Raw genomic sequence first — 25,198 nt, 5'->3', positions numbered from 1 at the left:
CTTAGAGTGACCCAGCGACCTGAGGGTTAGCTGAAGGCTCACTCCAAGGCGAGTGGGAGTTCGACCCGGAAGGTGGAGCCGGCCTCCGGCGAGCTGTCCAGCGTGACCGTGCCGCCGTGGGCCTGGACGAGCGCCCGCACGATGGCCAGGCCGAGCCCGCTGCCCCGGTCCTCGCCGGAACGGCGGCGCGATCTTGCGGAGTCGGCGCGGTAGAAGCGTTCGAAGACGTGCTCGACCTGCTCGGGCGTGAGTCCGGGGCCGTTGTCGACGACCTCGAGGAACAGCGTCTCCGAGCCCGCCCCGATGCGCACGATGATCGGCGAGCCGGGCTCGGTGTGGATGATCGCGTTGGTGACGAGGTTGCTGATGACCTGGCGCAGGCGTACCTCGTCGCCCGAGACGATCAGGGCCGCGCCGCCGACCACGTCCAGCTTGATGATCCGGTCGGGCGCGAGGATCCTGGCGTCCTGCACGGCGTCCGCGGCCAGCGCCAGCATGTCCACCGGCCGCATCTTCAGCGGCCGCTGCTGGTCCACCCTGGCCAGTAAAAGCAGGTCGTCCACCAGCAGGCTCATCCGGCCCGCGGCCTTCTCCACGCGCTGCATCAGCTCGGCGGGGTCGGCGCCGGGGTTCTGCCTGGCGTACTCGGCGAAGCCGCGGATGGAGGTCAGCGGGGTGCGCAGCTCGTGGGAGGCGTCGCCGACGAACTGGCGCATGCGGTCCTCGGAGCGGCGGGCCGCCGCCTCCGACGCCGACCGCGCCGCGAAGGCGGCCTCGATCTGGGCGAGCATCCCGTTCAGCGAGTTGGCCAGGCTCCCGACCTCGGTACGCGGGTCGGCGTCCGGCACCCGGCGGCCCAGCTCACCGCCAGCGATGGCCTCGGCCGTGCGCTCGATCTGGCCGAGCGGGCGCATGCTCCGCCGCACGATCGTGATGCCCGCGACGGTCAGGAGGAGCAGTATGCCGCCGCCGCCCAGCAACTCGATGAGCACGAGCCGCCTGGTGATCGCGTCGACCTCCTCCAGGTCCACCGCGACCACGAGCGTCTGCCGCTGGACCACGCGCTCCAGCACCCGCCACTCGCCGTCCCCCTTGATCGCCGGCGCCGTGTACGCCTCCGTGCCCGGCGAGGGCGACAGCACCGGCTTGGGCTTCAGGTCCACGTCGCGGTCGGTGAGCATCGGCAGGAAATCGCCGCCCGGCTCCTTGACCAGGACGATCGCGTCGGACTCGATGATGATCGGCCGCTCGGAGGTCTCCCTGTCCTTGCGCCAGTCGCTCACGACCTTCTTGTGCATGCGGGCGTTGAGCAGGCCGAGCTGGCTGTCCACCCGGTCGATGAGGTAGCCGTGCAGCACCGAGACGCTCACCAGGCCGATGAAGGTCATGCCGAACCCCAGCAGGGCCAGCATCGACGCGATGAGCTTGATCCGGAGCGGCAGGCCGCGCATCAGGGACTCGGTGGCAGGCGTAGGACGTATCCGACACCGCGCAGGGTGTGGATGAGCCGGGGGCTGCGGTTGTCGATCTTCCGGCGGAGCACGGACACGTACGACTCGACGATGCCCACCTCGCCCCGGAAGTCGTAGTCCCACACGTGGTCGAGGATCTGCGGCTTGGACAGGACGCGGCCGGCGTTCGTCATGAAGTAGCGCAGCAGCTTGAACTCGGTCGGCGACAGCGCCACCGCGTTGCCCCCGCGCCACACCTCGTGGCTCTCCTCGTCCAGCTCGATGTCGGCGAACGTCAGCCGCGGCGGGGCGGCCGGGAGGTCGCCGTTCGTACGGCGCAGGACCGCGTGGATCCTGGCGACCACCTCCTCCAGGCTGAACGGCTTGGTCACATAGTCGTCGCCGCCGATCGTGAGCCCGCGGATCTTGTCCTCGGTCTCGTCACGGGCGGTCAGGAACACCACGGGCGTGTGCAGCCCGCCGCCGCGCAGCCGCCGGACGATCTCGAATCCGTCCAGGTCGGGCAGCATGACGTCGAGCACGACGAGGTCGGGCCGGTGCCGTTGCACGGCGGCGACGGCGTCGTGGCCGCTCTTCGCGGTGGTCACGTCGAAACCCGCGAACCTCAGACTCGCGGCCAGGAGCTCGAGGATGTTGGGATCGTCCTCGACGATCAGCAGGCGTGATTCCATCACATCCAAGGATGCCCTCATCGGACGAGTGCTGGGACAATTCCGGCAATGTGCCGGGCAATCGCCAGGCTGGAGGTGGCGGCGGGCGAGGGCGCGTTGCGCACCAGGACGATGTTGCCGTGCACGTCCACCACGAAGTCGTCGACCAGGCGGCCGTCCCTGGCGACGGCCTGGGCGCGTACGCCGCCGGGGGCCCGTACGAGGTCGGCGGCGGTGAGCTCGGGGACGTAGCGGCGGGCTCCCCGGACGAACGCGCCTTTGACGAGGGACCCGTAGACCTCCTTGATCCCCGTACGCCAGTGGCTCCTGGCCATGCGCAGCGTCCCCGGCCAGCCAAGAATTTGACCGAAATTTCGAATATTTCGCCAGGTGTAGCCTTCGTAGGCCAGGGCGAGCACCGCGTTCGGCCCCACCAGCACCCCGCCGTCGATCTGGCGCGTCAGATGCACCCCCAGGAACGGGTAGCGCGGATCCGGCACCGGATAGATCAGCCCGCGGACGAGGTCCTTGGCCGCGCCCTGGAGCGCGTAGAACTCCCCTCGGAACGGGACGATCCGCACATCCCCCGGATGTCCCGCCATCCCGGCCACCGTGTCGGTGCCCAGGCCGCCGCAGACCACCAGCCGGTCGAAGGTGAACTTCCGCTTGGCCGCGAGCACGTCCACGCCCCCGGACCGCTCCCTGATCGCCCTGACCGGATGCGAGAGGCGTACGGACCCGCCCATCTCCTCCACGTCGAGCGCGAGCCGCCGCGCGACCGCGGGGAAGTCGCAGATCGCGGTGTGCGGCGAGTGGATCGCGCCGACGCCGACCGCGTGCGGCTCGATCTCGCGCAGCGCCAGCCCGTCGAGCTCGGCGATGCCCGGCACGCCGTTGGCGCGCGCCCGCTCGGCCAGCGCGCTCAGCAGCGGCCGCTCGGCACGGGTGCTCGCGACGACCAGCTTGCCGACCTCGTCGTACGGCAGCGCGTTGGCGGCGCAGTACTCCTTGAGCAGCGCCACGCCCTCGCGGCACAGCCGGGCCTTGAGCGAGCCCGGCGGGTAGTAGATGCCCGCGTGGACGACGCCGCTGTTGTGGCCGGTCTGGTGGGCGCCGACGTGCGGCTCCTTGTCCAGCACGGTCACCTCGGCGCCCCTGGCCTTGGCCAGCTCGCGCGCCACGGCCAGGCCGACTATGCCCGCCCCCACGACTCCGATCTTCTCCGTCACACGACGATTTTCCGGCTAACCGGCCGTCCCCGCTATATCCGGGCGATCCAGCACTTGAGCCGGTGAGAACAGCGGGCCTTTCCAGGACATTCAGTCGAACATGAGTACGATGGCGGCATGTATCTTCCGCCGGAGTGGCCACCCGAGGTCCGGCCACCCAGCGTCCCCGACTGGGAGTTGTCCGCCACGACCTGGCTCCTGGACGCGCTCCCGCCGGACTACCGGCAGCACGAGGTCCTCCGGCGCCATCCGATCGCGCTGGTCAGCATGGCGCGCTATCACGTCGACGCCGCCGTAGAGGCGGCCAGGACCGGCTACCGGAAGGCCGCCGTCGACCTGAAGGGGCACCTCCCGCCGCACGCGATCGAGGCCGTGCTCGACGTCTACCGGCACGAGGGCCCGCGCCTGGTCCGGCTGGCCCGCTCGATCGAGGTGGTCGGGCAGGCCCTGCGCGGACAGTTCTTCACCGCGACCATGCGCGGGCAGGGGCGGCGGGCGGGTCCCTCGCCGTCCTGACACAGGTCAGGGCCGGGGGATGGCGACGGCGTCGTACGGCGTGTCCGGGGTCGGCGTCGTGTCGAAGCGGGCGTTGGGGAGGTACAACCGGGCCCCGAAGGCGGCCACGGTCGCCGGCACGTCGAACCTGGGATCGCTCACCCGCCGCACGACGCGGCCCTCGGTCCCCGTCGCGTTCAACCGCAGGACAGCCACGGCGTTGAGCCGGTTCTGCACCGCGTACAACGTCCGGCCGCGCAGCAACAGGCCGTCGCCCTCCCGCAGCGACTCGCCGTGCAGGTCCACCCGGCGGGTCGCGCCGGACGGGTCGACGCGGAACAGCCCGCCGGTGTTCGACTGCACGACGATCAGGCCCCGGCCGTCCGGAGTGGGCGTGATGCCGTTGGCGTTGAAGCCGTCGCCGTACTCCAGGTCCCCGGTGAGCGGGATCCGCACCGCGGTGGCGGGCAGCCGTCCGCCGCGCAGCGGCAGCTTGTAGAGCACCGGGTTGGTGGAGTCGGTGAACCACGCGGCGTTCCGGGTGAGGATGACGTCGTTGACGAACGCCGGGCCGGTGACCAGCCGGTAGGAGGCCAGCACCCGGCCGGTGCGGGAGTCGACGACCCGCGCGTCACCTCCCGTGCCGCCCGCCACGAACAGCCGGCCCCGCGAGTCGAGCTTCATGCCAAGCGACGGCGTACCGGGTCCGCGGCTGATGATCGCGCCGCGCCCGGTGCGCAGGTCGGCGCGGTAGATGGAGCCGTCGGCCATGGAGCCGATGAAGGCGAAGGGTCCGGCGCCGGTGGCGATGCCCTCGGGCTGGAAGCCGTCGGGCAGCGAGATCGAGGCCGGAAGATCCCCGGCCCGCCGGTCCGCGGCCGCTCCGGCGGGGCCGCCCATGGTGACGGCCGGCGCGAGCGCGGCGAGGATCGCGCCGAGGGCCCTGATCGATCGCGTCACTTGCCGCCTCCGGTCGAGGTGAACGCCGCGGCGTGGTCGCGGGCGAAGTCGGCGATGTCGCGCGGAGGGCAGCCGAGAAGGGCGGCGACCGTGTCGGTGGTGAAGTCGCCCCAGCCGGAGGCGTACGCCTGCGCGTACTCCTCCAGCATGTCGACGATCCAGGTCGGGACGCCGTAGCCGAGCAGCGTCTTGCGCTTGGCGTCGTCGCCGACCGGCAGGTACGTGACCGACCTGCCGAGAGCGAGCCTCAATTGCTCGGCGACCTCGTCGAACGTCAGCGAGCGCGGGCCGGTGAGCGTGTACGTCTCGCCGTGGTGACGGTCGGGGTCGTCGAGGAGCACGCGGGCGGCGCACCCGGCGATGTCCCGCACGTCGATCATGCCGATCCGCGCCGAGGCCAGGTTCAGCGAGAACGTGCCGGTGGCGGCGATGTCGCCCGCCTCGTTCAGCAGGTTCTGCATGAACCAGTGCGGGCGCAGGATCGTCCAGCGCATGCCCTGCCGTTCGAGCTCCTGGTCGGACAGCGCGTGCAGCCTGCCGCTGCGGTTCGGCGCGTCGTGCGCCGCGCCGACGACGGACAGGCGGACGACGCGCTCCACCCCCGCCCGGCGGGCAGCCCACCCGGCGTTCATGCTGTGCTCCGGGGCGCGCGGGCCGTTCGGGGTGAGCAGCCACACGTCCTGCACGCCCTCGAAGGCGGGCGGCAGCGACCGGGCGTCGTCGAGGTCACCGACGAAGACCTCGACCCCCTGCTCGGACAGGCCGCCCGCGCCGGACTCGTCGCGGACGAGCGCGCGGAGGCCGACCTCGGCTCCTTTCAACGCGTCGATCAGCGCGGTGGACACGGTTCCGGTGGCTCCGGTGATCAGTACGGTGCGTGACACGCTCATTCTCCTTCGGCAGTGGCGGGGGTACGGAGCACGGTCTTCGGGGATTCGCCCGCCGACCGCTTGACGGTGATGCGTTCCAGGGCCCAGAGCACGACGGTCCCGGCCGAAAGGGCGGCGCCCAGGACGAACACGCCGGTCCAGCCCCCGTGCACCCAGACAACGGACGCCAGCGCGGACCCCACCGCTCCCCCGGCGAAGAAGACGGTGAGGAAGGCCGAGTTGATCCGGTTGCGGGCCTCGGGCCGCAGCGCGAACAGGACGTTCTGGCTGCTGTTGAGCACCGCCTGATGCGCCAGGTCCAGGACGACCACGCCGGCGACCAGCCAGATCAGGGACCGCGCCCCCGCCGCGAGCGCCAGCCAGGACGCCACCAGCAGCACCGTCCCTGCGCCGGTCACGACCTGTACGTATCCGCGGTCGGCCAGCCGCCCCGCCACCGTGGCGGTCAGCGCGCCCACGACGCCGACCAGCCCGAACAGGCCGATGGCCGACTCAGGCCAGTCGTACGGCGACCCCGACAGCAGGAAGGTCAGCGCCGTCCACAGCACGCTGAACGAGGCGAGGCTCAACGCGCCGATCCCCGCCCGCCACCGCAGCAGCGGCTCGTGCCGGAACATCGCCACCGTCGAGCGCAGCAGGCCGAGGTAGGTCAGGCGACCGCCGTCCCCGCCGAGCCGGGGCAGGAACGTACGCAGCAGCACGGCCATCAGCGCCATCAGGGCCGCGTTCACCCAGTAGACCGTCCGCCACCCGCCCACCTCCGACAGGGCGCCGGACGCGGTGCGCGCCAGCAACAGCCCGAGCATCAGCCCGGTCATCACGGTGCCGACCACCCGGCCGCGCTCGGCCGGGTCCGCCAGCGTCGCCGCGAACGGCACCACGACCTGCGCTCCCACCGAGGTCAGCGCGGTCAGGGCGGTACCGGCCAGGAGCACCGTGCCGTTGGGAGCGGTGGCCGACACCAGCAGGAACACCGCGGTCGCCGCGTAGAGCGCCACCGCCAGCCGCCGCCGCTCCACCAGATCGCCGAGCGGCACCAGCAGGATCAGCCCCAGCGCGTACCCGCCCTGCGCGGCCGTCACCACCAGCGCCGCCTGCGACGGCCCGACGCCCAGCTCCCGGCCGATCAGGTCGAGCAGCGGCTGCGCGAAGTAGTTGCCGGCGACCGCCAATCCGGTCGCCACTGACATGAGCAGGAGCATTCCGCGCGACAGGCGGCCGTCCGTTTGAGGTCTCATCGCCGTCATGCGGACAGCCTGGGCGATGGAGCATCTATGAGTCCAACGCATGTTTTTCATCGGAACGATCGCGTTTCACGATCGATCATTCCGAGCGGCGGACGGGGGCCGGATGGGGTGGGGTCAGCGGGTGCGGCGGGCGATGAAGGTGATGGTGCCCAGGGCGGTCGCGGCGGCGGCGATCCAGATCAGGATGTCCTTGGCCGTTAAGCCGGTCGCGCCCGCGTCGACGGCCGCCTGGGAGGTCGTGCCCGCGTCCTTCGCGGGGGCCTGCCGCGCGGCCGCGGTCGGGCTGGGGGTGGCGGCGGTGGTGGCGGGTTGGGCGGCGCCGGGGATCGTGACGCGGTAGACCGGGCTTCGGGGCCCCTCCGTGCCCGTGAGCAGGGACTTGCCGTCCGCCGTGTACGTGATCGACTCCGCCTGCTTCAGCTCCGGCATCGACACCCTGGTGATCATCTCGCCCGACGGGCGGTAGAGGGTGGCGGAGAAGTACGTGCGGATGACGTACGAGGAGCCGTCGGGGGCGTAGGCGGCGTCCGTGGCCATGAGAGGCGCGGTGGCCACCTTGCGCAGGACGTTCGTCCTGTCGGTACGGAGCTTCTTCGGCGCGGCGTAGACGGACCCCGAGAACTCCTTGGACACCACGTAGAGCCGCCCCGTCTTGGGGTTGATCATGATGCCTTCCGCGTTGCGGCCGCCGTCGGCGTAGCGGAAGCGGTAGCGGGTCGCGGGCAGGGTGGCGTCCTTGATGGTCTGGGGCTCCACCACGCGGTAGATGGAGACGTCCGGCCAGGCCCCGTTGAGGTTGTCGCCGATGTCCGCGAACCACAGCGTGGCCTGCCCCGTGGCCGGGTCCTTGGTCGCGGCCATGGCCTCCCAGTCTCTCGCCTGGGCGCCCTTCACCTGGAAGGTGGCCCGCGTCCGCCCCTTGCCGTCCACGGCGTAGAAGGTGGGACTGGCGGAGCTGTCGTTGTGCGTGTAGTACGTGTCCGCGTGCGTCGGCGAGACGGCCAGGCCGCTGGACTCCGTGATCTTGGGGTCCTTGAAGGTGAAAAGCTTCTCCATCCCCTCGTCCGCCACCGCCGCACGGGCGGGAACGGTGAACAGCACACAGGTGGCCATCGCCACAGCCCCCGCGGCGGCCAGCGCCCGCATCACTCCATCCCCCACTCCGACATCATGCCCCACGAGTCGCCGCCCAAGACCGACCTCCAACGCCGCCGCTCGTGTCCGCGTTGATAGCGGGTGGAAGGAGACGCATGGACCCATATGAGGGCTTCAGGGAGTTCGTCCGCGGACGCCAGCACGCGCTGATGCGTACCGCGTACCTGCTCACCGGCGACGCCCAGCAGGCCGAGGACCTGCTGCAGACCGTTCTGATGCGGACGGCCAGGCACTGGCGGAAGCTGATGAAAGACGGCAATCCGGAGGCGTACGTCCGCAGGGCGCTCGTCAACGAGCACATCTCCTGGCGGCGGCGCAGGCGTGCCAAGGAGACGCTCACCGCGCACCCGCCGGAGATCGGGCACGGGGCCGGGCGCGAGGACGAGAGCCTGCACCGCATGGCGCTGCAGCGGGCACTCCTGCGCCTGACGCCACGGCAGCGGGCCGTGCTGGTGCTGCGGTACTACGAGGACCGCAGCGTCGACGAGACCGCCGACCTGCTCGGCTGCTCGCCCGGCACGGTCAAGAGCCAGACCAGCCACGCGCTCGGCCGCTTACGCGCCCTCGCCCCCGAGCTGGCCGAACTGCTTCACGACGTCGATCCCGAGGAGGTCTACCGATGACCCGGTTCCGTGACGAGCTCCAGCTGATCGCCGCCCAGGCGCCCGAGGTCGACCTGGCCGAGCGGGCGGTGCGGGGGGCGCGCAGGTGGAAGGCGGCGACGTTCGGCTCGGCGCTGGCGTCGCTGGTCGCGGCCGCGCTCACGGCCACCGTCCTGATCACCACCCCGGGCGGCGCCACGTTCAGCGGCGAGATCGCGAACGTGCTCCCCGCCTCCGGCGTGGACCCGGCCGCGTACGCGTACTACGACTTCTGCGGCAAGGAGTGGACCCCGAAGAACACCCCGGCCTTCGGCACGGAATGCGCCCAGTGGCGGCTGGTGACCAGCACCGGCGGGAGCTTCCGGATGCCCGAGGCGCTCAGCGTGTACACCGAGCAGGTCCCCGACAACTACATGAACACCGCCGCCCCCCTGACGATCTCCTCGGACGGCAAACGGGTCGCGTACTACAGCGAGAAGGACCAGAAGTTCGCGGTCCGGGACCTGGCCGACGGCCGGATCCGGCTCTCCCCGCAGACCGTCACGCGGGAGACGATGGTGAAGAACGGGATGGTGCTGGTGCTCTCCCCCGACGGGCGTTTCCTCGGCCTGCTGGCCCGGAAGAGCTCCATGGTGGACATGGAGACGGGCCAGGTGACCGAGATCCCCGAGGGGTGGCGCGTGCGCCGGATCGGCAACGGCGGGAGCCCGGTCGTGGTCACTGACGGCAAGGACCGGCTGGGGCTGTTCGACGACGGGAAGGTGACGCCGTTGAACCAGACTTCGTCGCAGGTCAGCGAGCTGTCCGCGGACGGGCGCACGGTGGCCTACCTCGACGGCCAGGAGGTCAAGGACCACACCGTGACCCGCGACTTCGACGCGATCGTCACCCTCGACGTCACCACCGGCAAGGTTCTGTCCAGGGCCGAGTTCACCGACATCCCGGAGGGCTTCCGTTTCCCGCGGATCGGCGGCTGGCGCAGCCCCACGGAAGTGGTGCTCAGCGACGTGCTGCGCGACATGTCCTGGGGAGGCAAGAAGGACGGCATGCCCACGCTCGGCGACGTCACGTACGCGATCGACGTCGGCACCGGCCGGATCCGCAAGCTCGACGAGTACACGTACAAGGCCTGGTCCGGCGACCTCATCCTGCCGGGTTTCTAGCCGACGAGGACCCGACCCACCCTGGCGCTGTGGCGGTGGAAACCGGTGCCCTGGAGCACCACCAGGAGCCCGTTGGCCACCGCCATGGCCGCCCAGAGGCCGGTGATCCCCCAGGTCCTGGCCACGGGTACGGCGGCCATGACCAGCAGCCCGTACCCGATCGCGAAGTAGGACAGGCTGGCGGCGGAGCGTTTGAGCGCGGTGAGGCCGAAGCCCTGCACCGCCTGGGCCGCGTCCAGCAGCGACGCCAGCAGCATCAGCGGTAACAGCCCCAGCACGCGCTCCCGCACCGCCGCGTCGTCGCTGAACAGCGTCAGCAGCGGCTCCCCGAGCCCGAGCAGCAGGCCCGCCCCGGTGAGCGTCCCCATGACGGCGAGCAGGGCCGCGGTGCGGTTGGCCCGGCGCGCACCCGCCGGGTCGGGGGCGCGGGCCACGTCCGGCATCGCGGCCTGGGCGACGGAGAGCGAGGCCATCATGATGAAGCCGGTGAGGGTGGTCAGCACCGCGTGGGCGGCGGTGTCGCGCGTGCTGGTGGTGCCGGCCGCGAAGGTGACGACCCCGAGCACCCCGAACTTGATGAGCACGGTCCCGGCCAGCGGGATGCTGACCTTCGCCAGGGCGACGATCTCGCCGGTCCTCGGCCGGGCCTGCCCGACGGGCCGCCCGAGCGCGCGCCGCACGCCGTAGGTCGCCACGAGCGCCGCCGCCGTGCCCGAGATCAGCCAGGCCAGGCCCACGCCGGTGAGCCCGAGCGGCGGCACCAGCACGACGGTGAGCCCGCCCAGCACCACGCCGGAGACCAGGGTCGGCCAGAGCACGCTGCGGGTGTGCCCGAGCGCGATCAGGATGGTGCTCGAACCTCCGGTGGAGGCGAAGACCAGCAGGGACACCGCGAGGAAGTACGGCAGCAGGCCCATCTCGCGCACCACCTCGCCGGGCACCCCGGTGGCGCTCGCGATCAGCGGCACGCAGATCACGGCGAGCGCGCCGACCAGGCCGGTGGCCAGGCTGAGCCAGCGCGCGTCCCGCACGATCGGCACGGCCGCCGCCGGGTCGTCCCGGTACGGGGCCACGAACGGCCCGAGCCCGCGCAGCGCGCCCTGCACCGCGGCGCCGGCGGGGTTGAGCACGGCGGTCACGACCGCGAACGCGGCCAGCGTCACTGTGTCATGCTTGCCGAGCACCGAGGTGACCACCAGGGAGCCGACCATGCCCGCGACCATCGCCAGGAACAGCGGCACGGCGGCGCGGAGTAAAGCGATCATGAAGCGCGGATGTCCGTCAGCGCTCCATTGGAGATCATGGACCTAGTGTATGGCCTGGAGTGCACTCCAGGTCTTTAGGGTTGAAGTCATGGATTACGTCAACCTCGGACGCAGTGGCCTCCAGGTGAGTCCGCTCTGCCTCGGCACCATGAACTTCGGCCCCCTGACCACGGAGGAAGACTCCTTCGCGATCATGGACCGGGCGTTGGAGCTGGGGATCAACTTCTTCGACACGGCCAACGTGTACGGCTGGAAGCTGGGCGAGGGCATCACCGAGCAGATCGTCGGCCGGTGGTTCGCCCAGGGCGGCGGGCGCCGGGAGAAGACCGTCATCGCGACCAAGCTCAACGGCAAGATGAGCGACTGGCCCAACGACCAGAAGCTGTCCGCCCTCAACATCCGCAGGGCCTGCGACGCCTCGCTGAAGCGGCTGCAGACCGACTACATCGACATCTACCAGGCGCACCACGTCGACAGGGACACCCCGTACGAGGAGTTCTGGGAGGCGATGGACGTCCTGCGCCAGCAGGGCAAGATCATCTACGTGGGGTCGTCCAACTTCGCCGGCTGGCACATCGCCAAGGCCCAGGAGGCGGCCGCCCGGCGTAACGTCAACGGCCTCATCAGCGAGCAGTCCCACTACAACCTGCTCACCCGCGCGGTCGAGCTGGAGGTGCTGCCCGCGTGCGAGGACTACGGCCTCGGTGTGATCCCGTGGAGCCCGCTGGCCGGTGGCCTGCTCGGCGGCGTGCTGCGCAAGATCGACAAGGGCCGCTCGGCCTCCGAGCACATGGTCAAGCAGCTCGAGAAGCACCGCGACAAGATCGAGCAGTACGAGAAGCTCTGCGACGAGCTGGGCGAGGACCCGGCGTACGTGGCCCTGGCCTGGCTGCTCAAGCAGCGGGCGGTGGTCGCGCCGATCATCGGCCCGCGCACCCTGGAGCAGCTCGAGGGCAGCCTGCGCACCCTGGAGATCGACCTTGACGAGGCCACGCTGGCCCGTCTCGACGAGATCTTCCCCGGGCACAAGACGGCCCCCGAGGACTACGCCTGGTAAGTCAGCTCACCAGAGCGCCGACGACGACGATGAGCAGGAGCAGGCCGAGCACAATCGGCAGCAGCCACATGCGAGGACGATCCACGGTCTGGAGCCTAGCTCTGCCCGGAGGGTGCGAGCGCCCATTCGGCGAGTGACTCGTACCTCACCTGGGGCCCTGTGTGACTGCGGACGAGACGGACCTGCTCCGCCCGCCACGGCGAGCCGCTGAACCCGGACAGCGACTCGACCAGCGGGCGCAGGTCCGTCTCCGTCTTGGCGCGGGCCAGCGTGAGGTGCGGGTGGAACCGTTTCTCATCGGTCTGTACGGCCCCGGCCCGCCGGGCGCCCGCCTTGACCGAGTCCGCCAGCCTCGTCATGGAGTCGCCCGTGACGCCCACCCAGAAGACCCTGGCCCGGCGGGCGGAGGAGAAGGCGCCGAAGCCGGTGAAGGCCAGGTCGAGGACGCTGTAGCGGTGTACGGCGCGGGCCAGGCGCTCCTCCAGCTCGGGCAGCACCTGCTCGGGCACCTCGCCGAAGAAGCCCAGCGTGATGTGCCAGGTGGCACGGTCGGGCCAGCGCAGCCCCGGCACCTGCCCGACGTGCGGCGCGATGGCGCGCGAGATCTCGTCCAGGATCTCGTCGGGCGGCACCAGCGCCGCGAACAGCCTCATACCACCTGATTGTCTCTTGCCCACCTGCCGCCTGGGCCCCAGGGGTGGGGGCTCAGGCGACGGCGAGCGCCGGCTTCGCGACGCGGGCGGTGATCAGGCGCGTCACCAGCATCGCCAGCCCGGTGCCGACCAGCACCAGCACGCCGGACAGGATCACGCCCGCCCGCGGCCCGCCCAGCTCCGACAGCCAGCCGATGAGCGGCGCGCCCACGGGAGCCCCGCCGGTGAACACCAGCATGTAGATCCCCATGACCCGGCCCCGCATGTCCGGGGACGTGGCGATCTGGACGCTGGCGTTGGCGGCCGTGTTGATGGTGATCAGCGCGATCCCGGTCGGGATCAGCAGCAGTAGGTAGACGGGGTAGAACGGGGCCAGCCCGGTGGCGATCTGGAAGAGCCCGAACCCGAGCGCCCCGGCCACCAGCACCTTGCGTGACAGTCGCGCCCGGCGCGCCGCGAGCAGCGCGCCCCCGAGCGCTCCCACCGCGAACATGCTGGAGGCCAGCCCGAACGAGGACGCCCCGGCCTTGAACACCTCGCGCGCCATGAGCGCGATCGACATCGAGAACGACTGCGAGAACATCGACACGAACCCGATCAGCAGCACCGGCATGAGCAGCTCTTCGCGCTCGATCACGTACCGGAGCCCTTCGCGGAGCTGGCCCTTGGCCCTGGGCACGGGCGCGGCGAGGTTCAGCTCGGATCTGCGCATGAAGACCAGGCTGGAGATCACCGCGCCGAAGGTCGTCGCGTTGATCAGGAAGATGGGCCCCGTGCCGCCGAGCACGTAGATCAGCACACCGGCGAGCGCCGGGCCGACCACGCGGGCGAGGTTGAAGATGGAGCTGTTCAGCGCGATGGCGTTGGACAGGTCCCGCCGGCCGACCATCTCGACCACGAACGCCTGCCGCGTGGGCACCTCGACGCAGGAGATCAGGCCGAGCAGGAACGCCATCACGTACACGTGCCAGACCTGGGCCGAGCCCGTCATGGTGAGCACACCGATGGTCAGCGCCAGGGTGGCCATGAGCGACTGGGCGGCGATGAGGATGGGCCGCTTGGGGTAGCGGTCGGCGAGCACGCCGCCGAACATCCCGAAGATCAGCATCGGCAGGAACTGCAGCGCGGTCGCCGTTCCGAGCGCCGCCGCGCTGCCGTGGGTGAGGTCGAGCACCAGCCAGTCCTGGGCGGTGCGCTGCAGCCAGGTGCCGACGTTGGAGACGATGCCACCTGCCGCGAACATGCGGTAGTTAGGAATCCTGAGCGACCGGAACATCCCGGTCTTGGGTTCTTCAGGCTCTATATCCTGCTGAGCTTCTCCAGAATCGGCGCCGCCTGCCGCAGCACCGCCCGCTCCTCCGGCGAGAGCTCCTTCAGCCGCTGCGTCAGCCACGCCTCCTTGCGGCGCCGCTCCTCCTTCAGCAGCTTCTCGGCGGCCTCGGTGATCGTCACGGTCACCTGTCGCCGGTCGGTCGGATGCGGGCTGCGGGAGACCAGGCCGCGCTCCTCGAGGGCGGCGATCACGCGCGTCATCGAGGGTGGCTGAACCTTCTCGAGCTCGGCCAATTCGCCGGGGGTTATCCCGGAATGCCGTTCCACCGCGGCGAGCGTCGCGAACTGCGTGGGAGTCAGCGAGTGGGCTGCCGCCTGTCGTCGTAGGCGCCTGGTCAGCCTTGCCATTGAGACGCGCAGGGCTGAAGCCAGGCCTGCGTCGCTGCGCAGGTCCGTCTTGGGCTGGGGTTTGGTTAGCATGTGTCATTACCTTTGCTAACTATACGGCATGTCGAGAAATTTCCGAAAGCAAATATCTGGTACCTCCTTGGTACCTCGAAGCCGCCCCGCACGCGCAGGGCGGCTTCAGGGGCGGGCTCAGACGCCGAAGAGCACGCGGATCGGGCCGATCGCGAAGTACAGGACGAACAGCGCCGTGACCCCCCACAGCAGCGGGTGGATCTCGCGCGCCTTGCCCCGCACGGCCTTGATCAGCACGTAGCTGATGAAGCCGGCGCCGATGCCGTTGGAGATCGAGTACGTGAACGGCATGATCACGACGGTGAGGAACGCCGGGATCGCGATCTCGAAGTCATCCCAGTCGATGTCGCGGATCGAGGTCATCATCAGGAAGCCGACCACGATCAGCGCGGGCGCGGCGGCCTCGTACGGGACGACCGTGACGAGCGGCGCGAAGAAGATCGCCACGAGGAACAGCAACCCGGTGACCACGCTGGCCAGACCGGTGCGGGCGCCCTCGCCGACTCCTGCGGCCGACTCGATGTAGGTGGTGTTGGAGGAGACGGACCCGGCGCCGCCGGCCGCCGCGCCGATCGAGTCGACGAGCAGGATCTCCCTGGTACGCGGCAGCGTCCCGTCCTCCTGCACCAGGCCCGCCTGGCGGCCGACGCCCACGATGGTGCCCATGGTGTCGAAGAAGTCCGTGATGAGCAGGGTGAAGACGAACAGCACGGCCAGCAGCACGGAGATCCTGCTGAACGCGCCGAACGGGTCGAACTCCGTGAACAGCGTGAGCGGGTTGTGGAAGCCGAAGATCTGGTCGGGGACCGTCGGGACGTTCAGCTGCCAGCCGCCGGGGTTCTTGGCCGAGAACTGGCCGGACTTGGTGATCAGCTCCACGACGATGGCCAGCACGGTGGTGCCGACGATGCCGATCAGGATGGCGCCCTTGACCTTGCGCGCCACCATCACGGCCGTGACGAGCAGGCCGACCACGAACACGAAGATCGGCCACGAGGTCAGGCTGCCCCCGATGCCCATCTCCAGAGGCGGCCCGGCGGGCACGCGCCGCACGAAGCCGGCGTCCACGAAGCCGATCAACGCGATGAACAGGCCGATGCCCACGCTGATGGCGGTCTTGAGCTGGGCCGGGATGGCGTGGAAGACCGCCGTCCGAAGCCCGGTCAGCACCAGGATGGCGATGATGACGCCTTCGAGGAAGACCAGGCCCATGGCCTCTTCCCAGGTCATCACCGAGGCGATGTTGAAGGTGACGAAGGCGTTCAGGCCCAGGCCCGCCGCCATCGCGAAGGGCACCCGGCCGACGACGCCCATGAGGATCGTCAGCACGCCCGCCACGAAAGCCGTCCCGGCGGCGACGAGCGCCACGTTGGGCGTCGTGCCGTCGCCGATGACCTGCTTCTGCACGTCCGTGCCGTTGGCAATGATGATGGGGTTCAGCACCACGATGTAGGCCATGGTGAAGAACGTGGCCAGGCCGCCCCGCACCTCACGGGAGACGGTCGAGCCTCGTTGGGAGATTTGGAAGAAACGGTCGATAGCGTTACGAGTGTCGCTCACGACGCGAACAGTGACAGGCAGGATGAGCTGCGGAAAGAGTCGGTAATGAGATCGAGACCCTATTGCAAGCTAGGCTGGACAACGTGAAGCAGTGGCATCCCGATCCGGAGCCGATCAAGACCAACGACACGGCCGCCGTCGCCATCGGCACCGCGGTCTGGGCCGTCGTGCTGGTCGCCCTGTTGATCTTCCGTCCCGCTCCCGAGAACACCTGGTGGATCTGGACCTGCGTGACCGGGATCGGCTTCGGGCTCTTCGGCATGTGGTTCGTACGCCGCCGGCAGCGAAACTGACATTCGTCATCTCCAGCGCTTCGCTGAAGTCATCCGGATGTGGTGTTTTCACCCACTACCTCGGCTTATCCCGGCTTCAGCATGCTTGTCAGCATGAAGAAGGCCATAGGGATAGTCCTCCTGAGCGCGGTGGTGCTCGCCGGTTGCGGCACGGCCGACCGGCCCGCCCAGGAGCCGGGTACGGTCGCGTGGAGCACCTGCACCGACCTCATGGGCCCGGACGGCAATCCGGCGCCCCCCGCCCCCGGGGTCGAGTGCGGCAAGCTCCAGGTCCCGCTCGACCACGCCAGACCGGACGGTGAGAAGATCGGCCTCGCGCTCATCCGCGTCAAGGCCACCGGCGACCGCCTCGGCTCGCTGGTCTTCAACTTCGGCGGCCCCGGCGCCTCCGGCGTGGACACGATGGCGCAGGCCGCCAGGGCGTTCGGGAGCCTGGGCACCCGCTACGACCTGGTCAGCTTCGACCCGCGCGGCGTCGACCGCAGCTCCGGCGTCAGGTGCGGCGGCCAGATCGCCAAGCTGCTCGCGTCGACGACCGAGGCCGACGGCGACCGGCTGGCCGGGGAGTTCGCGGCGGCGTGCCGGCAGGACTCGGGCAAGCTCCTGCCGTACGTCGGCACCGTGAACGCCGCCAAGGACCTCGACCTGCTCAGGATCGCGCTCGGCGACAAGCAGCTCAACTATTTCGGCCTCTCGTACGGCACGCACCTCGGCGCCGTGTACGCCACCCAGTTCCCCAAGAACGTCGGCCGGTTCGTCCTGGACAGCGCCTTCGACCCCACGGTCACGTGGGAGCAGCGGGCGGTGACGCAGGCGGAGGGCTTCGACCACGCGTTCCAGGCGTTCGCCGAGGACTGCGTGGCGCAGAGCTGCGAGCTGGGCGCCGACCCCGCCGCCGTCGAGAAGGCGGTCGTGGGCCTGCTCGACGGGCTCAAGGACAAGCCGCTCAAAGTGGGGGACCGGGAGCTCACGTACGGGCTGGGCCAGCTCGGCGTCATCACCCCGCTCTACGCCAAGGCGACCTGGCAGGTGCTGGAGCAGGCCGCCGCGGCGGCGATCAAGGGCAACGGCACGGCGCTGCTCATGCTGGCGGACGCGTACACGGGGCGCAGGGCCGACGGGACGTACACGACGATGATGGCGAGCCTGCAGGCGATCAGCTGCGCCGACACCGCCGAGCGGCCCACCGCCGCCGACGTCGCCAAGGTCAACGACCGGGTGGAGAAGATCTTCCCGGTCCTGTCGGTGGAGGGCTCGGGCGCTCCCTGCGCCCACTGGCCGGTGCCGGGCGACGACGCGGCCAAGCGCATCGACGCGACCGGCTCCGGGCCCATCGTGGTCATCGGCGGCAAGGGCGACCCGGCCACGCCCTACCAGTGGGCCACCCGGCTCACGGACCAGCTCAAGACGGGCGTCCTGGTCACGTACGAGGGCGAGGGCCACGGGGCCTACCTGACGGGCAACGCGTGCGTCATGCGGACGGTGGACGCGTACGTGCTGGAGGGCAAGGTGCCCGCCAGGTCCACCGCCTGCGCGGCCTGACGCTCAGGGGAGGCACCACGGGGGCGCCTCCCCACCGAGCCGGTCAGGACAGGTCGGACTCGGCGAGCAGGAGGGGCACCGACTCCGGGTCACGCAGCAGCGCGGCCACCGCCAGCCGGTCGTTCCACTGGCCCGTCGCCCAGGCCAGGCCGCGGGCGAGCCCGTCGAGGCCCGTGCAGTGGACCATGCCCTCGAAGAAGCGCCACGTGCACTCCATCCCGTCCACCAGCAGCTTCTCGTGCTCCATGTAGCTGGTGGGCGCCGTCGGCAGCAGCGCCTGCACCTCCTGGGGCACCGGGCGCACCTGGCCCTGCGAGGTGACCTCCCCGGAGGTCAGCTCCCCGGCCAGCGGCAGGTCGAGCAGCTCGGACAGCGACTCCGCCAGGTCGTACGGGGCCAGCACGAGCGGCCGGTCCACCACGAGCTGCAGCAGGTCGGGCGCCTCCACCACCACCGCGTCCTCCGCGGCGGCCACCACGATGGAGCCCGCCAGGACCGCGCGGACGCGGGACGGCGGGGCCACCCGGGACGGATCCACGCCCGCCAGCGCGATCCACAGGGCCCGCAGCTGCGCCCGGTCCACCTCGACGGCCGGGTCGGCCATCAGGTCAAGAAGCTCCTCCGGGCCTCCGTGGGAGGCGAGCAGCTCGGACAGCGTCGTGCGCACCCCGAGCATCGACAGCGCGGCCTCGTCGAGCCCCGCGGGCGCGTCCGCGTAGAGGCCCTGGAGCAGCGGGTCGGCCCCGGGCAGCCGCAGCTCCAGCGGCTTGCGCCCGTCGAGCACCGGGTGGTTGGCCAGCCACCACGCCGTGTAGGACGGAACCTCCACGCCGGCCACCCGCAGCGGGTGGAGGGCGGCCCGCAGCGGCGGGCGGCTCAGCAGCGCGAGGGCGGCCGGCCAGTCGGCCACCAGCTCCAGGTCGCGCACCGCCAGGAACTCCGGCACCATCGGCGGCACGCCCAGCTCGGGCAGCAGGTCGAGCACGTGGTCGAGCCAGTCGTCCTCGCCGTCGAGATCGTGGTCGCAGTCGTCCTGGTCGAGCAGCACGTCCGCCTCGTGGACGGTCGCGAACCCGTCGAGCACCCCGGCCGCGGCGAGCACCCGCGCGCCGTACTCCTCCTCCAGCTCGGAGGCGGCCACTCCGAGGTGCGTACCGGGCTCCAGGAGCCCCGCCAGCGCCCCGTCGGCCAGCATCAGCTCACCGGCGGGGTAGAGCTCGCCGTCGGTGCCGCGCAGGGCCAGCTCGGCCAGCCACGGCGCCTCGCCGGGCGCCAGCGCCGAGGCCTCCACCAGCGACAGCACGGCCCGCGCCACCGGCTCCGGGTCGGGGCTGTCGAGCGACTGCGCCACGGCGGCCTTGGTCAGCGGGTCTTCGAGGATCGTGCGCGGCGTGGCCTCGGCCGCGCCCAGCCTGAGCAGCGCGGGGTGGGCCGCCTCGGGGTGCACGATGCGCAGCCCCAGCGGGCTGAGGTCCAGCTCGGCCCCGCCGTCGGTGAGGATCAGCGTGCCGCGCGGCCCGCGCACCAGCCGGCCGTCGGTCAGCGGCACCGGCAGGGCGCCCAGCGACTCGGGATCGTCGGCGGGCAGCACCTCGTAGAGCGAGCGCCACCACGACGGCTCGCGCGCCTCCACGGCCTCGCCCGACAGCAGATCGATCACGTCGGCCAGCTCGACCCTGCGCACGCCCAGCGCGGCCATCGCCGGATGCCTGGCGGGCCATCCGGCGGGCAGCAGCCCCGGCACGAAGTCGGCGACCGCCGCGAGCAGCTCGGCGGAGCCGGCGGCCACCACGGCGGCCTCCTGGCCCGCGATCACCCATCCGTCGTCCCCGGGCTCACGGGCGGGGTGCTCGACCTGCCACTGCGCGTCGGGCTCGTAGACCTCCGCGTCGGCGAAGGACGGGGTCTGCACGGCGGGCGCGGGCGCGGACAGCGCCGGCAGCAGCGGCGTCGAGGGCAGCCTGGCCAGCACGGCCCGGCGGATCCTGGCGTCCAGCTCGCCCTTGCCCATCAGCGACGGCACCAGGTCGAGCAGCTTGGGCGTGCGCGGCAGCTCCTGGAGCAGGCGGACGTAGGCGTCGGCCACCCGCTCGACCAGGAAGTCGGTCAGCGGCCCCTTGGCGAAGTGGCGCCGGTCGGTGGCCATCGGGAACGACGCGATCAGCAGCGCGGGCAGGTCGAGCGGCTCGTCGCTGGGCGTCGGCGCGTGCACCACCGGCGGCACCGCGGCGGGCAGCGGCCCCGGCTCGCCGGTGCCGGTGAGCGGCACCGCCCAGCGCAGCGACCAGTAGGGGCGGGCGCGCTCCTCGGTGGGCCGGTCGGCGAAGAGCCGGCTCACCTCCTCCGCCGTGAACTCCCCCGACTCCGAGACCACGTGCCAGCCGTCGGCGGCCACGGTGCGGACCGACCCGTCGAGGTCGATCTCGATGGCCTCCAGCGCGGGCATTCCGAGCAGCAGCGCCGGGCTGGTCTCGGCGAGCATGACCCGGACCGCGTCCACGCAGACCGGGTCGCGCAGCGGCAGGTGTACGACGGTGTCGAAACCCTCGGGCACGTCGAGCGGCGGCGCGTCGAACGGCAGCCTGAGCAGCGGAACGTGCCCCGAACGGTCGGCCAGCTCGCCCGCGAGCGCGGGGATCTCCGCCACCGCGGCCGTGGTCTCCGAACGCGACCAGCGGACCGCGCCGCTGCCGCGCGAGCAGATGGCGGGCTCGTCGCAGACCGAGACCACCGCGGCGAACCCGACGCCGAACCGCCCGGCCGCGCCCACCTCGTCGCGTTTGCCGGAGACGCGCAGCGTCGACAGACCCTCGACACCGGTCGCGTCGAGCGGGGCGCCGGTGTTGGCGGCCGTCAGCACGTCGCCCCTGAGCGTCAGCCGCAGCACCCCCGGCACACCCGCGCGCAAGGCCGCGTCGGCGGCGTTCTGGGCGAGCTCGACGATCAGCCGGTCCCGGTAGCCGCCGAGCGCGAAGTCCTCTTCGGCGTTGGCGTCTTCGCGGAACCTCGCGGGCGAGGCCGTCCACGCGGAGAGGACGGCGGCTCGCATCCGGTCAGTGCCATAGGTGTCGGTCATCGATCACGATCCTGGTAGAGGGGTAACGGCCACGCGTAGGTTAGCGGCCTGCTCTGTCAGGAATGGCCGAGTTCTTCGGAGGCCGACTCGTCGACCGAGCCCGCCTCCTCCTCCATCAGGTCATAACCCAGGTCGTCGAGGATCGGCGTGGCCTGCTCGACGGTCGGCGGCAGGACGGCGGCCTCGGAGTGGGCGCCGCAGCCGTGGTCGGCGGCGACGACCTTGCCGTCGTCAGGAGCGTACTCATTGGCGCAGACCCCGAACGTCTGCCGCAAGCCACCCGCCAGCGGCCAGTAGAAGCCGCAGGTGGAGCATTGCGCGGGAGCGGCGTGTGCGATCGGCGTGTGCGGCCCGTGCTCGCCCGAATGCCAGCGTCTGGCCGCCAGGTCCTTGCCGATGGCCGAGAGCACACGTGCCCGGCCCAGGCCGTACTCGAAAACCGCCTGATGGTCGCCGCTGTCGTCGTCGGTCTCGGTGAAGCCCGGCGCGAGCCTGTCGTCGTCCTCAGAGGTCGGCAGCAGGTCGCCCACGCCGAGGTCGCCGGGGCGCAGGCGCTCGCTCCACGGCAGCCACTCGGGCGCGAGCAGCGCGCCCGAGCCGGGCAGCAGGACGGCCTCGCTGACCGTGACCTTCTTGGCCCGCGAGGCACGCGTGACGGTGACGGCCCAGCGCCAGCCGCGGTATGCCCGGTCGAGACAGGCGAAGTAATGGGTGACGATCCGGTCGCCCTCGCCCTCGAACCCGAGGTGCTCACCGGGCTCGCCCGGCCACGCGAGCTCCTCGGCCGCGCTGCGCGCCAGATCGACCGCGGCGACACAGGCCTGGTCGGGAGCGGAGACGCGGGCCCTGGTGCGGCTCATCGGGGGCCCTCCGCCGAAAGGTGCTGTTCGCTCACACTTCATTCTCACCCATGGGCGGACCTGAGAGTCCCACAACGGGGGATCCCGCACCGAGATCGCGGACGAATCAGGTAAGACTGGTATGCGTGGAGGGAGGCTGGGGCCGGGCACGCGACATCTCGCGGCGGGTGGCACACGGGGCCGCCGACGCGGGACGCGCCACCGTGCGCGCGGGCAGGGCCACGGCCGGCGGCACGGCCAGGGCGGGCAAGGCCACGGCAAAGGGCGCGCGAAAAGTCGGCAAGGCCACCCGGCGCCTCACGTACGCCAACGGCGCCGGCCGCACCGGGCTCGGCCGCCTGATCGAGCTGTCGGCAGGCAACAGCGCGAGTGACGCGCTGGTCACGGTGGCACTGGCGAGCACGGTGTTCTTCGGCGTGCCCGTGGGCGAGGCCCGCGGCTCGGTGGCCCTCTACCTGGTCATCACGATGCTGCCGTTCGGGCTGCTGGCGCCGTTCGTGGGGCCGATCCTCGACCGGTTCAGGTCGGGGCGGCGCTATGTGATGGCGGGCACGCTGTTCGGGCGGGGGCTGCTCTGCTTCGCGATGGCGGCCGCGGTGGGCCCCGGCGACCTGCCCACGCTGTTCATCGGGGCGCTGGGCGTGCTGGTGCTGTCGAAGGCGTACAACGTGTCGCGGGCCGCGATCATGCCGAGCGTGCTGCCCGCGGACATCACGCTGGTGTCGGCGAACGCGCGGGTGGCGCTGTTCACGTTAGTCTCCGCGGGGGTCGCGGTGCCGCTCGGCGCCGGGCTGACCGCCTGGCTGGGCAGCGCGCTGGTGCTGCGCGTCGCGATGGTGGCCTTCCTGCTGCTGGGAGTCGCCGCCGTACGCCTGCCGCGCCACATCGACTCGCCCGACCTGGAGGAGGAGGGAGCCGCGCCGCGCTGGCGCACCCTGCTCAAGGTGGGCCCCGCGGTGGCCGAGGCCGTCTGGGCCAACGTGGCGCTGCGCGTCTTCTCCGGGTTCCTACTGTTCTTCCTGCTGTTCCTGGTGCAGGACAAGGCGGTGCCCTGGCTCGCGGCCGGGCAGCTGCAGGATCCGTTCTTCGACATCCCCAAGACGATCGCGCTGCTGGCGGCCGCGGCCGGGCTGGGGGGCCTGGCCGGCGCCGCCGTGGCCAACTGGACGCGTAATCACTCGCCGCAGCTGATCGTGCTGGTCACGCTGGCCGTGACCGTCGTGACCAGCATCGCGACCGCGATCTTCTTCGGCCTGTGGACCGCGCTGGCCATCTCGCTGGTCACGGCCTTCGCACAGGAGCTGGGCAAGCTCGCGCTCGACGCGATCGTGCAGCGGGAGATCGGCGAGGAGGTGCGCTCGTCCACGTTCGGCGTGGTCGAGGCGATGCTCCAGCTCGCCTGGGTGTTCGGCGGCCTGGTCGGGCTGGTGCTGTCACTGTCGGAGAGCAGCGTGGCCGGGCTGGTCACGCTGGCCGTCGCGCTGACGGCCACGCTCGGCTGGCTGCTGATCGCCAGGCGGCGGCGCGTGCGGGCGACCGACGACAAGCTGCGCAGGCAGCGGGCTGAGGCGGGCGGTCAGGAGCTCCAGCTGACCGACACGCTCGACCCGACCAAACCGCTCACCAATCCGAACACCTGACGCCGGGGGTCTCAGGCATCGAGGTCGTCGGCGACGGCCCTGAGCACCTGTGCGATCTTCTTGGCGTGGGCCGCCTCCGGGTGCTTGCCCCGCTGGTAGGACGTCGAGACGTCGTCGAGCAGCTTGATCAGGTCCTCGACGATGACGACCATCTCATCCGGCTTCTTCCGCTTGGCCTTGGGCTTGGGCTTGGCCAGTGTCGGCGGCTGCTCGAGAATCCGCACCGAGAGCGCCTGCTGGCCGCGGCGCCCTTCGGCCACGCCGAACTCGACCTTCTGGCCGGGCTTGAGCGGGGCCGCACCTGTGGGAAGCGCGGAGGAATGCACGAAGACCTCACCGCCGTCGTCGCGGGTGAGGAAGCCGAAACCCTTGTCGGCGTCGTACCACTTGACCTTGCCACTCGGCACAGGAGGACCTCGTTCAAACAGTCGAAAAGATGGATGGATGTAGGTTATGCCCCGGAGCGCGCCAGGGCGACCGGGTAAATCCCGGGCAATTACCGGAGTTCATCATGCTTGCGCCAACCTGCGAACCAGGTGGCGAATTCGGTCAGGTTGGCCAGCGCCACATCGGCTCCGTGTTCACGCAGCTCTCCTGCCGTGTATGGACCGGTCGCGACCGCCACGCTCACGGCGCCGCCCGCGCGCGCCGCCTCGATGTCCGCGACATGGTCACCAACATAAGCCGCCGCGCCGAACCGCGCGAGTGCCGATCCCTTCGCGGCTCCGAAAACGGAACCGACCACTTCGTCCACGGCGAGACCGAGCACCTTGACCGTGCCGATGGCGTCACGCAGGTTCTTGCCGGTCACCACGATCACCCGGCCGCCGCCTGCGCGTACGGCCTCGATGGCGTCGTACGCGCCTGCCATGGCCGTGTGCACCGGCACCCCTATTTGCGGATATATCTCCCTATAAAGGTCGGCGGCCGCGGCGACCTCCGTGGCGGGCAGCCAGTTGGCCAGCTCCACCTCCAGCGGCGGCCCCAGCCGGGTCACCACCGCGGCCGAGTCAATGGGCACGCCCAAACGCACGGACAGCTCGTCGTAAACGGCCGCGATGCCCTCTCGCGTGTCCGCCAATGTCATGTCAAGGTCGAATCCAACGGAAGTCGTCACATGTGCAGGATGCCAAACGCCGTCCAACGACCCGTAACGGCCTCTTGTTGTGGGACTGTGGGAATGGGAAGAAAGGAATTACTTATCGGAGAGGACCGGCCGTGACCAACGCCCCCCAACCGCCGCACGCCGGAGACCGGCTCGTCGCCTCCTCCGCCCCGCCGCGCCCGCACAGACCCGCCCGGCCCGGCGGCCCGACCGTGACGGTCTGGACCCGGACCGTGTCGGCGCTGGCCTATCTGGTCAAGGTCGCCTCGCGGATGGCGGCGCTGGTCGTGATCCTGTACGCGGTCTTCACGGTGTTCAAGGCCAACCCGGCCAACGTCTGGTACCAGTTCGTCGAGTCGCTCGCAGGCTGGCTGTCGCTGGGCCTGGCCAACCTGTTCCAGCTCGCCGACCCGCGCTGGACCGCGCTGGTCAACTACGGCCTGGCCGCGATCGTCTGGCTGATCATCGGCTCGGCGCTGGCGGGCCTGATCCGGCGCGCCGCTCCGTAAGTGCGGTCCCCGCCACACACTGC

At 71.0% G+C, this 25,198-nt stretch carries 24 protein-coding genes; 8 read left to right on the top strand and 16 right to left on the bottom strand.

What is annotated here, in order from left to right; all coding sequences use genetic code 11:
* Window positions 1–38: 38 nt before the first annotated feature.
* The 3 genes from ACWDRB_RS10965 to lhgO are packed head-to-tail and all read right to left on the bottom strand — an operon-like array spanning window position 39 to window position 3,351.
* Window positions 39–1,451, bottom strand: coding sequence for a sensor histidine kinase (locus tag ACWDRB_RS10965; protein WP_364263705.1), 1,413 nt, complete (start codon window positions 1,449–1,451; stop codon window positions 39–41).
* Window positions 1,451–2,143 (bottom strand): response regulator transcription factor, encoded by a 693-nt coding sequence (locus ACWDRB_RS10960; RefSeq protein WP_225963761.1) that lies wholly within the window; start codon window positions 2,141–2,143, stop codon window positions 1,451–1,453. Before ACWDRB_RS10960 ends, ACWDRB_RS10965 begins: the two co-directional genes overlap by 1 nt.
* 17 nt (window positions 2,144–2,160) lie before the next feature.
* Window positions 2,161–3,351 carry an L-2-hydroxyglutarate oxidase gene (gene lhgO / locus ACWDRB_RS10955; protein WP_364263702.1) on the bottom strand — a complete coding sequence of 397 codons (1,191 nt, stop codon included), beginning with the start codon at window positions 3,349–3,351 and terminating at the stop codon, window positions 2,161–2,163.
* Window positions 3,352–3,468: 117 nt separating this feature from the next.
* On the opposite strand from lhgO, the gene ACWDRB_RS10950 reads away from it, so the two are divergent.
* Window positions 3,469–3,867 (top strand): hypothetical protein, encoded by a 399-nt coding sequence (locus ACWDRB_RS10950; RefSeq protein WP_449892886.1) that lies wholly within the window; start codon window positions 3,469–3,471, stop codon window positions 3,865–3,867.
* A 6-nt stretch (window positions 3,868–3,873) separates the two neighbouring features.
* Here the strand turns inward: ACWDRB_RS10950 and ACWDRB_RS10945 are convergent, their stop codons facing one another.
* The 4 genes from ACWDRB_RS10945 to ACWDRB_RS10930 all read right to left on the bottom strand — a co-directional run bounded on the left by ACWDRB_RS10945 (window position 3,874) and on the right by ACWDRB_RS10930 (window position 8,104).
* Window positions 3,874–4,806, bottom strand: a complete 933-nt coding sequence (locus tag ACWDRB_RS10945; RefSeq protein WP_449892885.1) for a superoxide dismutase — start codon at window positions 4,804–4,806, stop codon at window positions 3,874–3,876.
* The gene (locus ACWDRB_RS10940) at window positions 4,803–5,690 is read right to left on the bottom strand and encodes an NmrA family NAD(P)-binding protein (protein WP_449892884.1); all 888 of its coding nucleotides are present in this window, start codon (window positions 5,688–5,690) and stop codon (window positions 4,803–4,805) included. The genes ACWDRB_RS10945 and ACWDRB_RS10940 overlap by 4 nt, the downstream gene beginning before the upstream one ends.
* A gap of 2 nt (window positions 5,691–5,692) precedes the next feature.
* On the bottom strand, window positions 5,693–6,886 hold the full coding sequence (locus ACWDRB_RS10935; protein WP_449892883.1) for an MFS transporter: 1,194 nt from the start codon (window positions 6,884–6,886) through the stop codon (window positions 5,693–5,695).
* 171 nt (window positions 6,887–7,057) lie between these two features.
* Window positions 7,058–8,104: a hypothetical protein gene (locus ACWDRB_RS10930; RefSeq protein WP_449892882.1), complete on the bottom strand. Its 1,047-nt coding sequence runs from the start codon at window positions 8,102–8,104 to the stop codon at window positions 7,058–7,060.
* An 89-nt stretch (window positions 8,105–8,193) separates the two neighbouring features.
* On the opposite strand from ACWDRB_RS10930, the gene ACWDRB_RS10925 reads away from it, so the two are divergent.
* Both ACWDRB_RS10925 and ACWDRB_RS10920 read left to right on the top strand, forming a co-directional pair.
* A complete protein-coding gene (locus ACWDRB_RS10925) occupies window positions 8,194–8,721 on the top strand; it encodes a SigE family RNA polymerase sigma factor (protein ID WP_449892881.1) in 528 nt (175 codons plus the stop codon).
* On the top strand, window positions 8,718–9,863 hold the full coding sequence (locus ACWDRB_RS10920) for a hypothetical protein (protein ID WP_449892880.1): 1,146 nt from the start codon (window positions 8,718–8,720) through the stop codon (window positions 9,861–9,863). The genes ACWDRB_RS10925 and ACWDRB_RS10920 overlap by 4 nt, the downstream gene beginning before the upstream one ends.
* On the opposite strand, the gene ACWDRB_RS10915 is transcribed toward ACWDRB_RS10920, so the two are convergent.
* Window positions 9,860–11,128, bottom strand: coding sequence for an MATE family efflux transporter (locus ACWDRB_RS10915; protein WP_449892879.1), 1,269 nt, complete (start codon window positions 11,126–11,128; stop codon window positions 9,860–9,862). The two genes, ACWDRB_RS10920 and ACWDRB_RS10915, sit on opposite strands and share 4 nt — an antisense overlap.
* Window positions 11,129–11,216: 88 nt before the next feature.
* On the opposite strand from ACWDRB_RS10915, the gene ACWDRB_RS10910 reads away from it, so the two are divergent.
* The gene (locus ACWDRB_RS10910) at window positions 11,217–12,185 is read left to right on the top strand and encodes an aldo/keto reductase (protein ID WP_350738478.1); all 969 of its coding nucleotides are present in this window, start codon (window positions 11,217–11,219) and stop codon (window positions 12,183–12,185) included.
* A gap of 95 nt (window positions 12,186–12,280) precedes the next feature.
* Here the strand turns inward: ACWDRB_RS10910 and thpR are convergent, their stop codons facing one another.
* The 4 genes from thpR to ACWDRB_RS10890 form a co-directional block, all read right to left on the bottom strand.
* Window positions 12,281–12,838, bottom strand: a complete 558-nt coding sequence (thpR, locus tag ACWDRB_RS10905) for an RNA 2',3'-cyclic phosphodiesterase (protein WP_350738481.1) — start codon at window positions 12,836–12,838, stop codon at window positions 12,281–12,283.
* Between the two features lie 52 nt (window positions 12,839–12,890).
* Entirely contained in the window at window positions 12,891–14,114 is a 1,224-nt protein-coding gene (locus ACWDRB_RS10900; RefSeq protein WP_449892878.1) for an MFS transporter, read from the bottom strand.
* Between the two features lie 23 nt (window positions 14,115–14,137).
* The gene (locus ACWDRB_RS10895; protein WP_355376980.1) at window positions 14,138–14,590 is read right to left on the bottom strand and encodes a MarR family winged helix-turn-helix transcriptional regulator; all 453 of its coding nucleotides are present in this window, start codon (window positions 14,588–14,590) and stop codon (window positions 14,138–14,140) included.
* A gap of 117 nt (window positions 14,591–14,707) precedes the next feature.
* The gene (locus tag ACWDRB_RS10890) at window positions 14,708–16,150 is read right to left on the bottom strand and encodes an NCS2 family permease (RefSeq protein ID WP_449892876.1); all 1,443 of its coding nucleotides are present in this window, start codon (window positions 16,148–16,150) and stop codon (window positions 14,708–14,710) included.
* An 83-nt stretch (window positions 16,151–16,233) separates the two neighbouring features.
* Here ACWDRB_RS10890 and ACWDRB_RS10885 point away from each other — a divergent pair, with 83 nt between their 5' ends.
* Together ACWDRB_RS10885 and ACWDRB_RS10880 are read left to right on the top strand one after the other, a co-directional pair.
* Complete coding sequence (locus ACWDRB_RS10885) at window positions 16,234–16,443, top strand: DUF2530 domain-containing protein (RefSeq protein WP_350738492.1); 210 nt, start codon at window positions 16,234–16,236, stop codon at window positions 16,441–16,443.
* A 93-nt stretch (window positions 16,444–16,536) separates the two neighbouring features.
* Window positions 16,537–17,985, top strand: coding sequence for an alpha/beta hydrolase (locus ACWDRB_RS10880; RefSeq protein WP_449892875.1), 1,449 nt, complete (start codon window positions 16,537–16,539; stop codon window positions 17,983–17,985).
* 43 nt (window positions 17,986–18,028) lie between these two features.
* Here the strand turns inward: ACWDRB_RS10880 and ACWDRB_RS10875 are convergent, their stop codons facing one another.
* Together ACWDRB_RS10875 and ACWDRB_RS10870 are read right to left on the bottom strand one after the other, a co-directional pair.
* A complete protein-coding gene (locus ACWDRB_RS10875) occupies window positions 18,029–21,061 on the bottom strand; it encodes a sacsin N-terminal ATP-binding-like domain-containing protein (RefSeq protein WP_449892874.1) in 3,033 nt (1,010 codons plus the stop codon).
* Between the two features lie 56 nt (window positions 21,062–21,117).
* Complete coding sequence (locus tag ACWDRB_RS10870) at window positions 21,118–21,921, bottom strand: DUF3027 domain-containing protein (protein WP_350738500.1); 804 nt, start codon at window positions 21,919–21,921, stop codon at window positions 21,118–21,120.
* A gap of 125 nt (window positions 21,922–22,046) precedes the next feature.
* Between ACWDRB_RS10870 and ACWDRB_RS10865 the strand changes: the two genes are divergently transcribed.
* A complete protein-coding gene (locus tag ACWDRB_RS10865; protein ID WP_449892873.1) occupies window positions 22,047–23,561 on the top strand; it encodes an MFS transporter in 1,515 nt (504 codons plus the stop codon).
* An 11-nt stretch (window positions 23,562–23,572) separates the two neighbouring features.
* On the opposite strand, the gene ACWDRB_RS10860 is transcribed toward ACWDRB_RS10865, so the two are convergent.
* Together ACWDRB_RS10860 and ACWDRB_RS10855 are read right to left on the bottom strand one after the other, a co-directional pair.
* Window positions 23,573–23,968 carry a cold-shock protein gene (locus ACWDRB_RS10860; protein ID WP_185068960.1) on the bottom strand — a complete coding sequence of 132 codons (396 nt, stop codon included), beginning with the start codon at window positions 23,966–23,968 and terminating at the stop codon, window positions 23,573–23,575.
* An 89-nt stretch (window positions 23,969–24,057) separates the two neighbouring features.
* Window positions 24,058–24,678 (bottom strand): HAD family hydrolase, encoded by a 621-nt coding sequence (locus ACWDRB_RS10855; protein ID WP_350738505.1) that lies wholly within the window; start codon window positions 24,676–24,678, stop codon window positions 24,058–24,060.
* Window positions 24,679–24,779: 101 nt separating this feature from the next.
* Here ACWDRB_RS10855 and ACWDRB_RS10850 point away from each other — a divergent pair, with 101 nt between their 5' ends.
* The gene (locus tag ACWDRB_RS10850) at window positions 24,780–25,175 is read left to right on the top strand and encodes a hypothetical protein (protein WP_350738507.1); all 396 of its coding nucleotides are present in this window, start codon (window positions 24,780–24,782) and stop codon (window positions 25,173–25,175) included.
* Window positions 25,176–25,198: the final 23 nt, after the last annotated feature.

This window comes from Nonomuraea sp. NPDC003707, from assembly GCF_053587055.1.
This window is presented reverse-complemented; position numbering and strand designations above follow the sequence as displayed.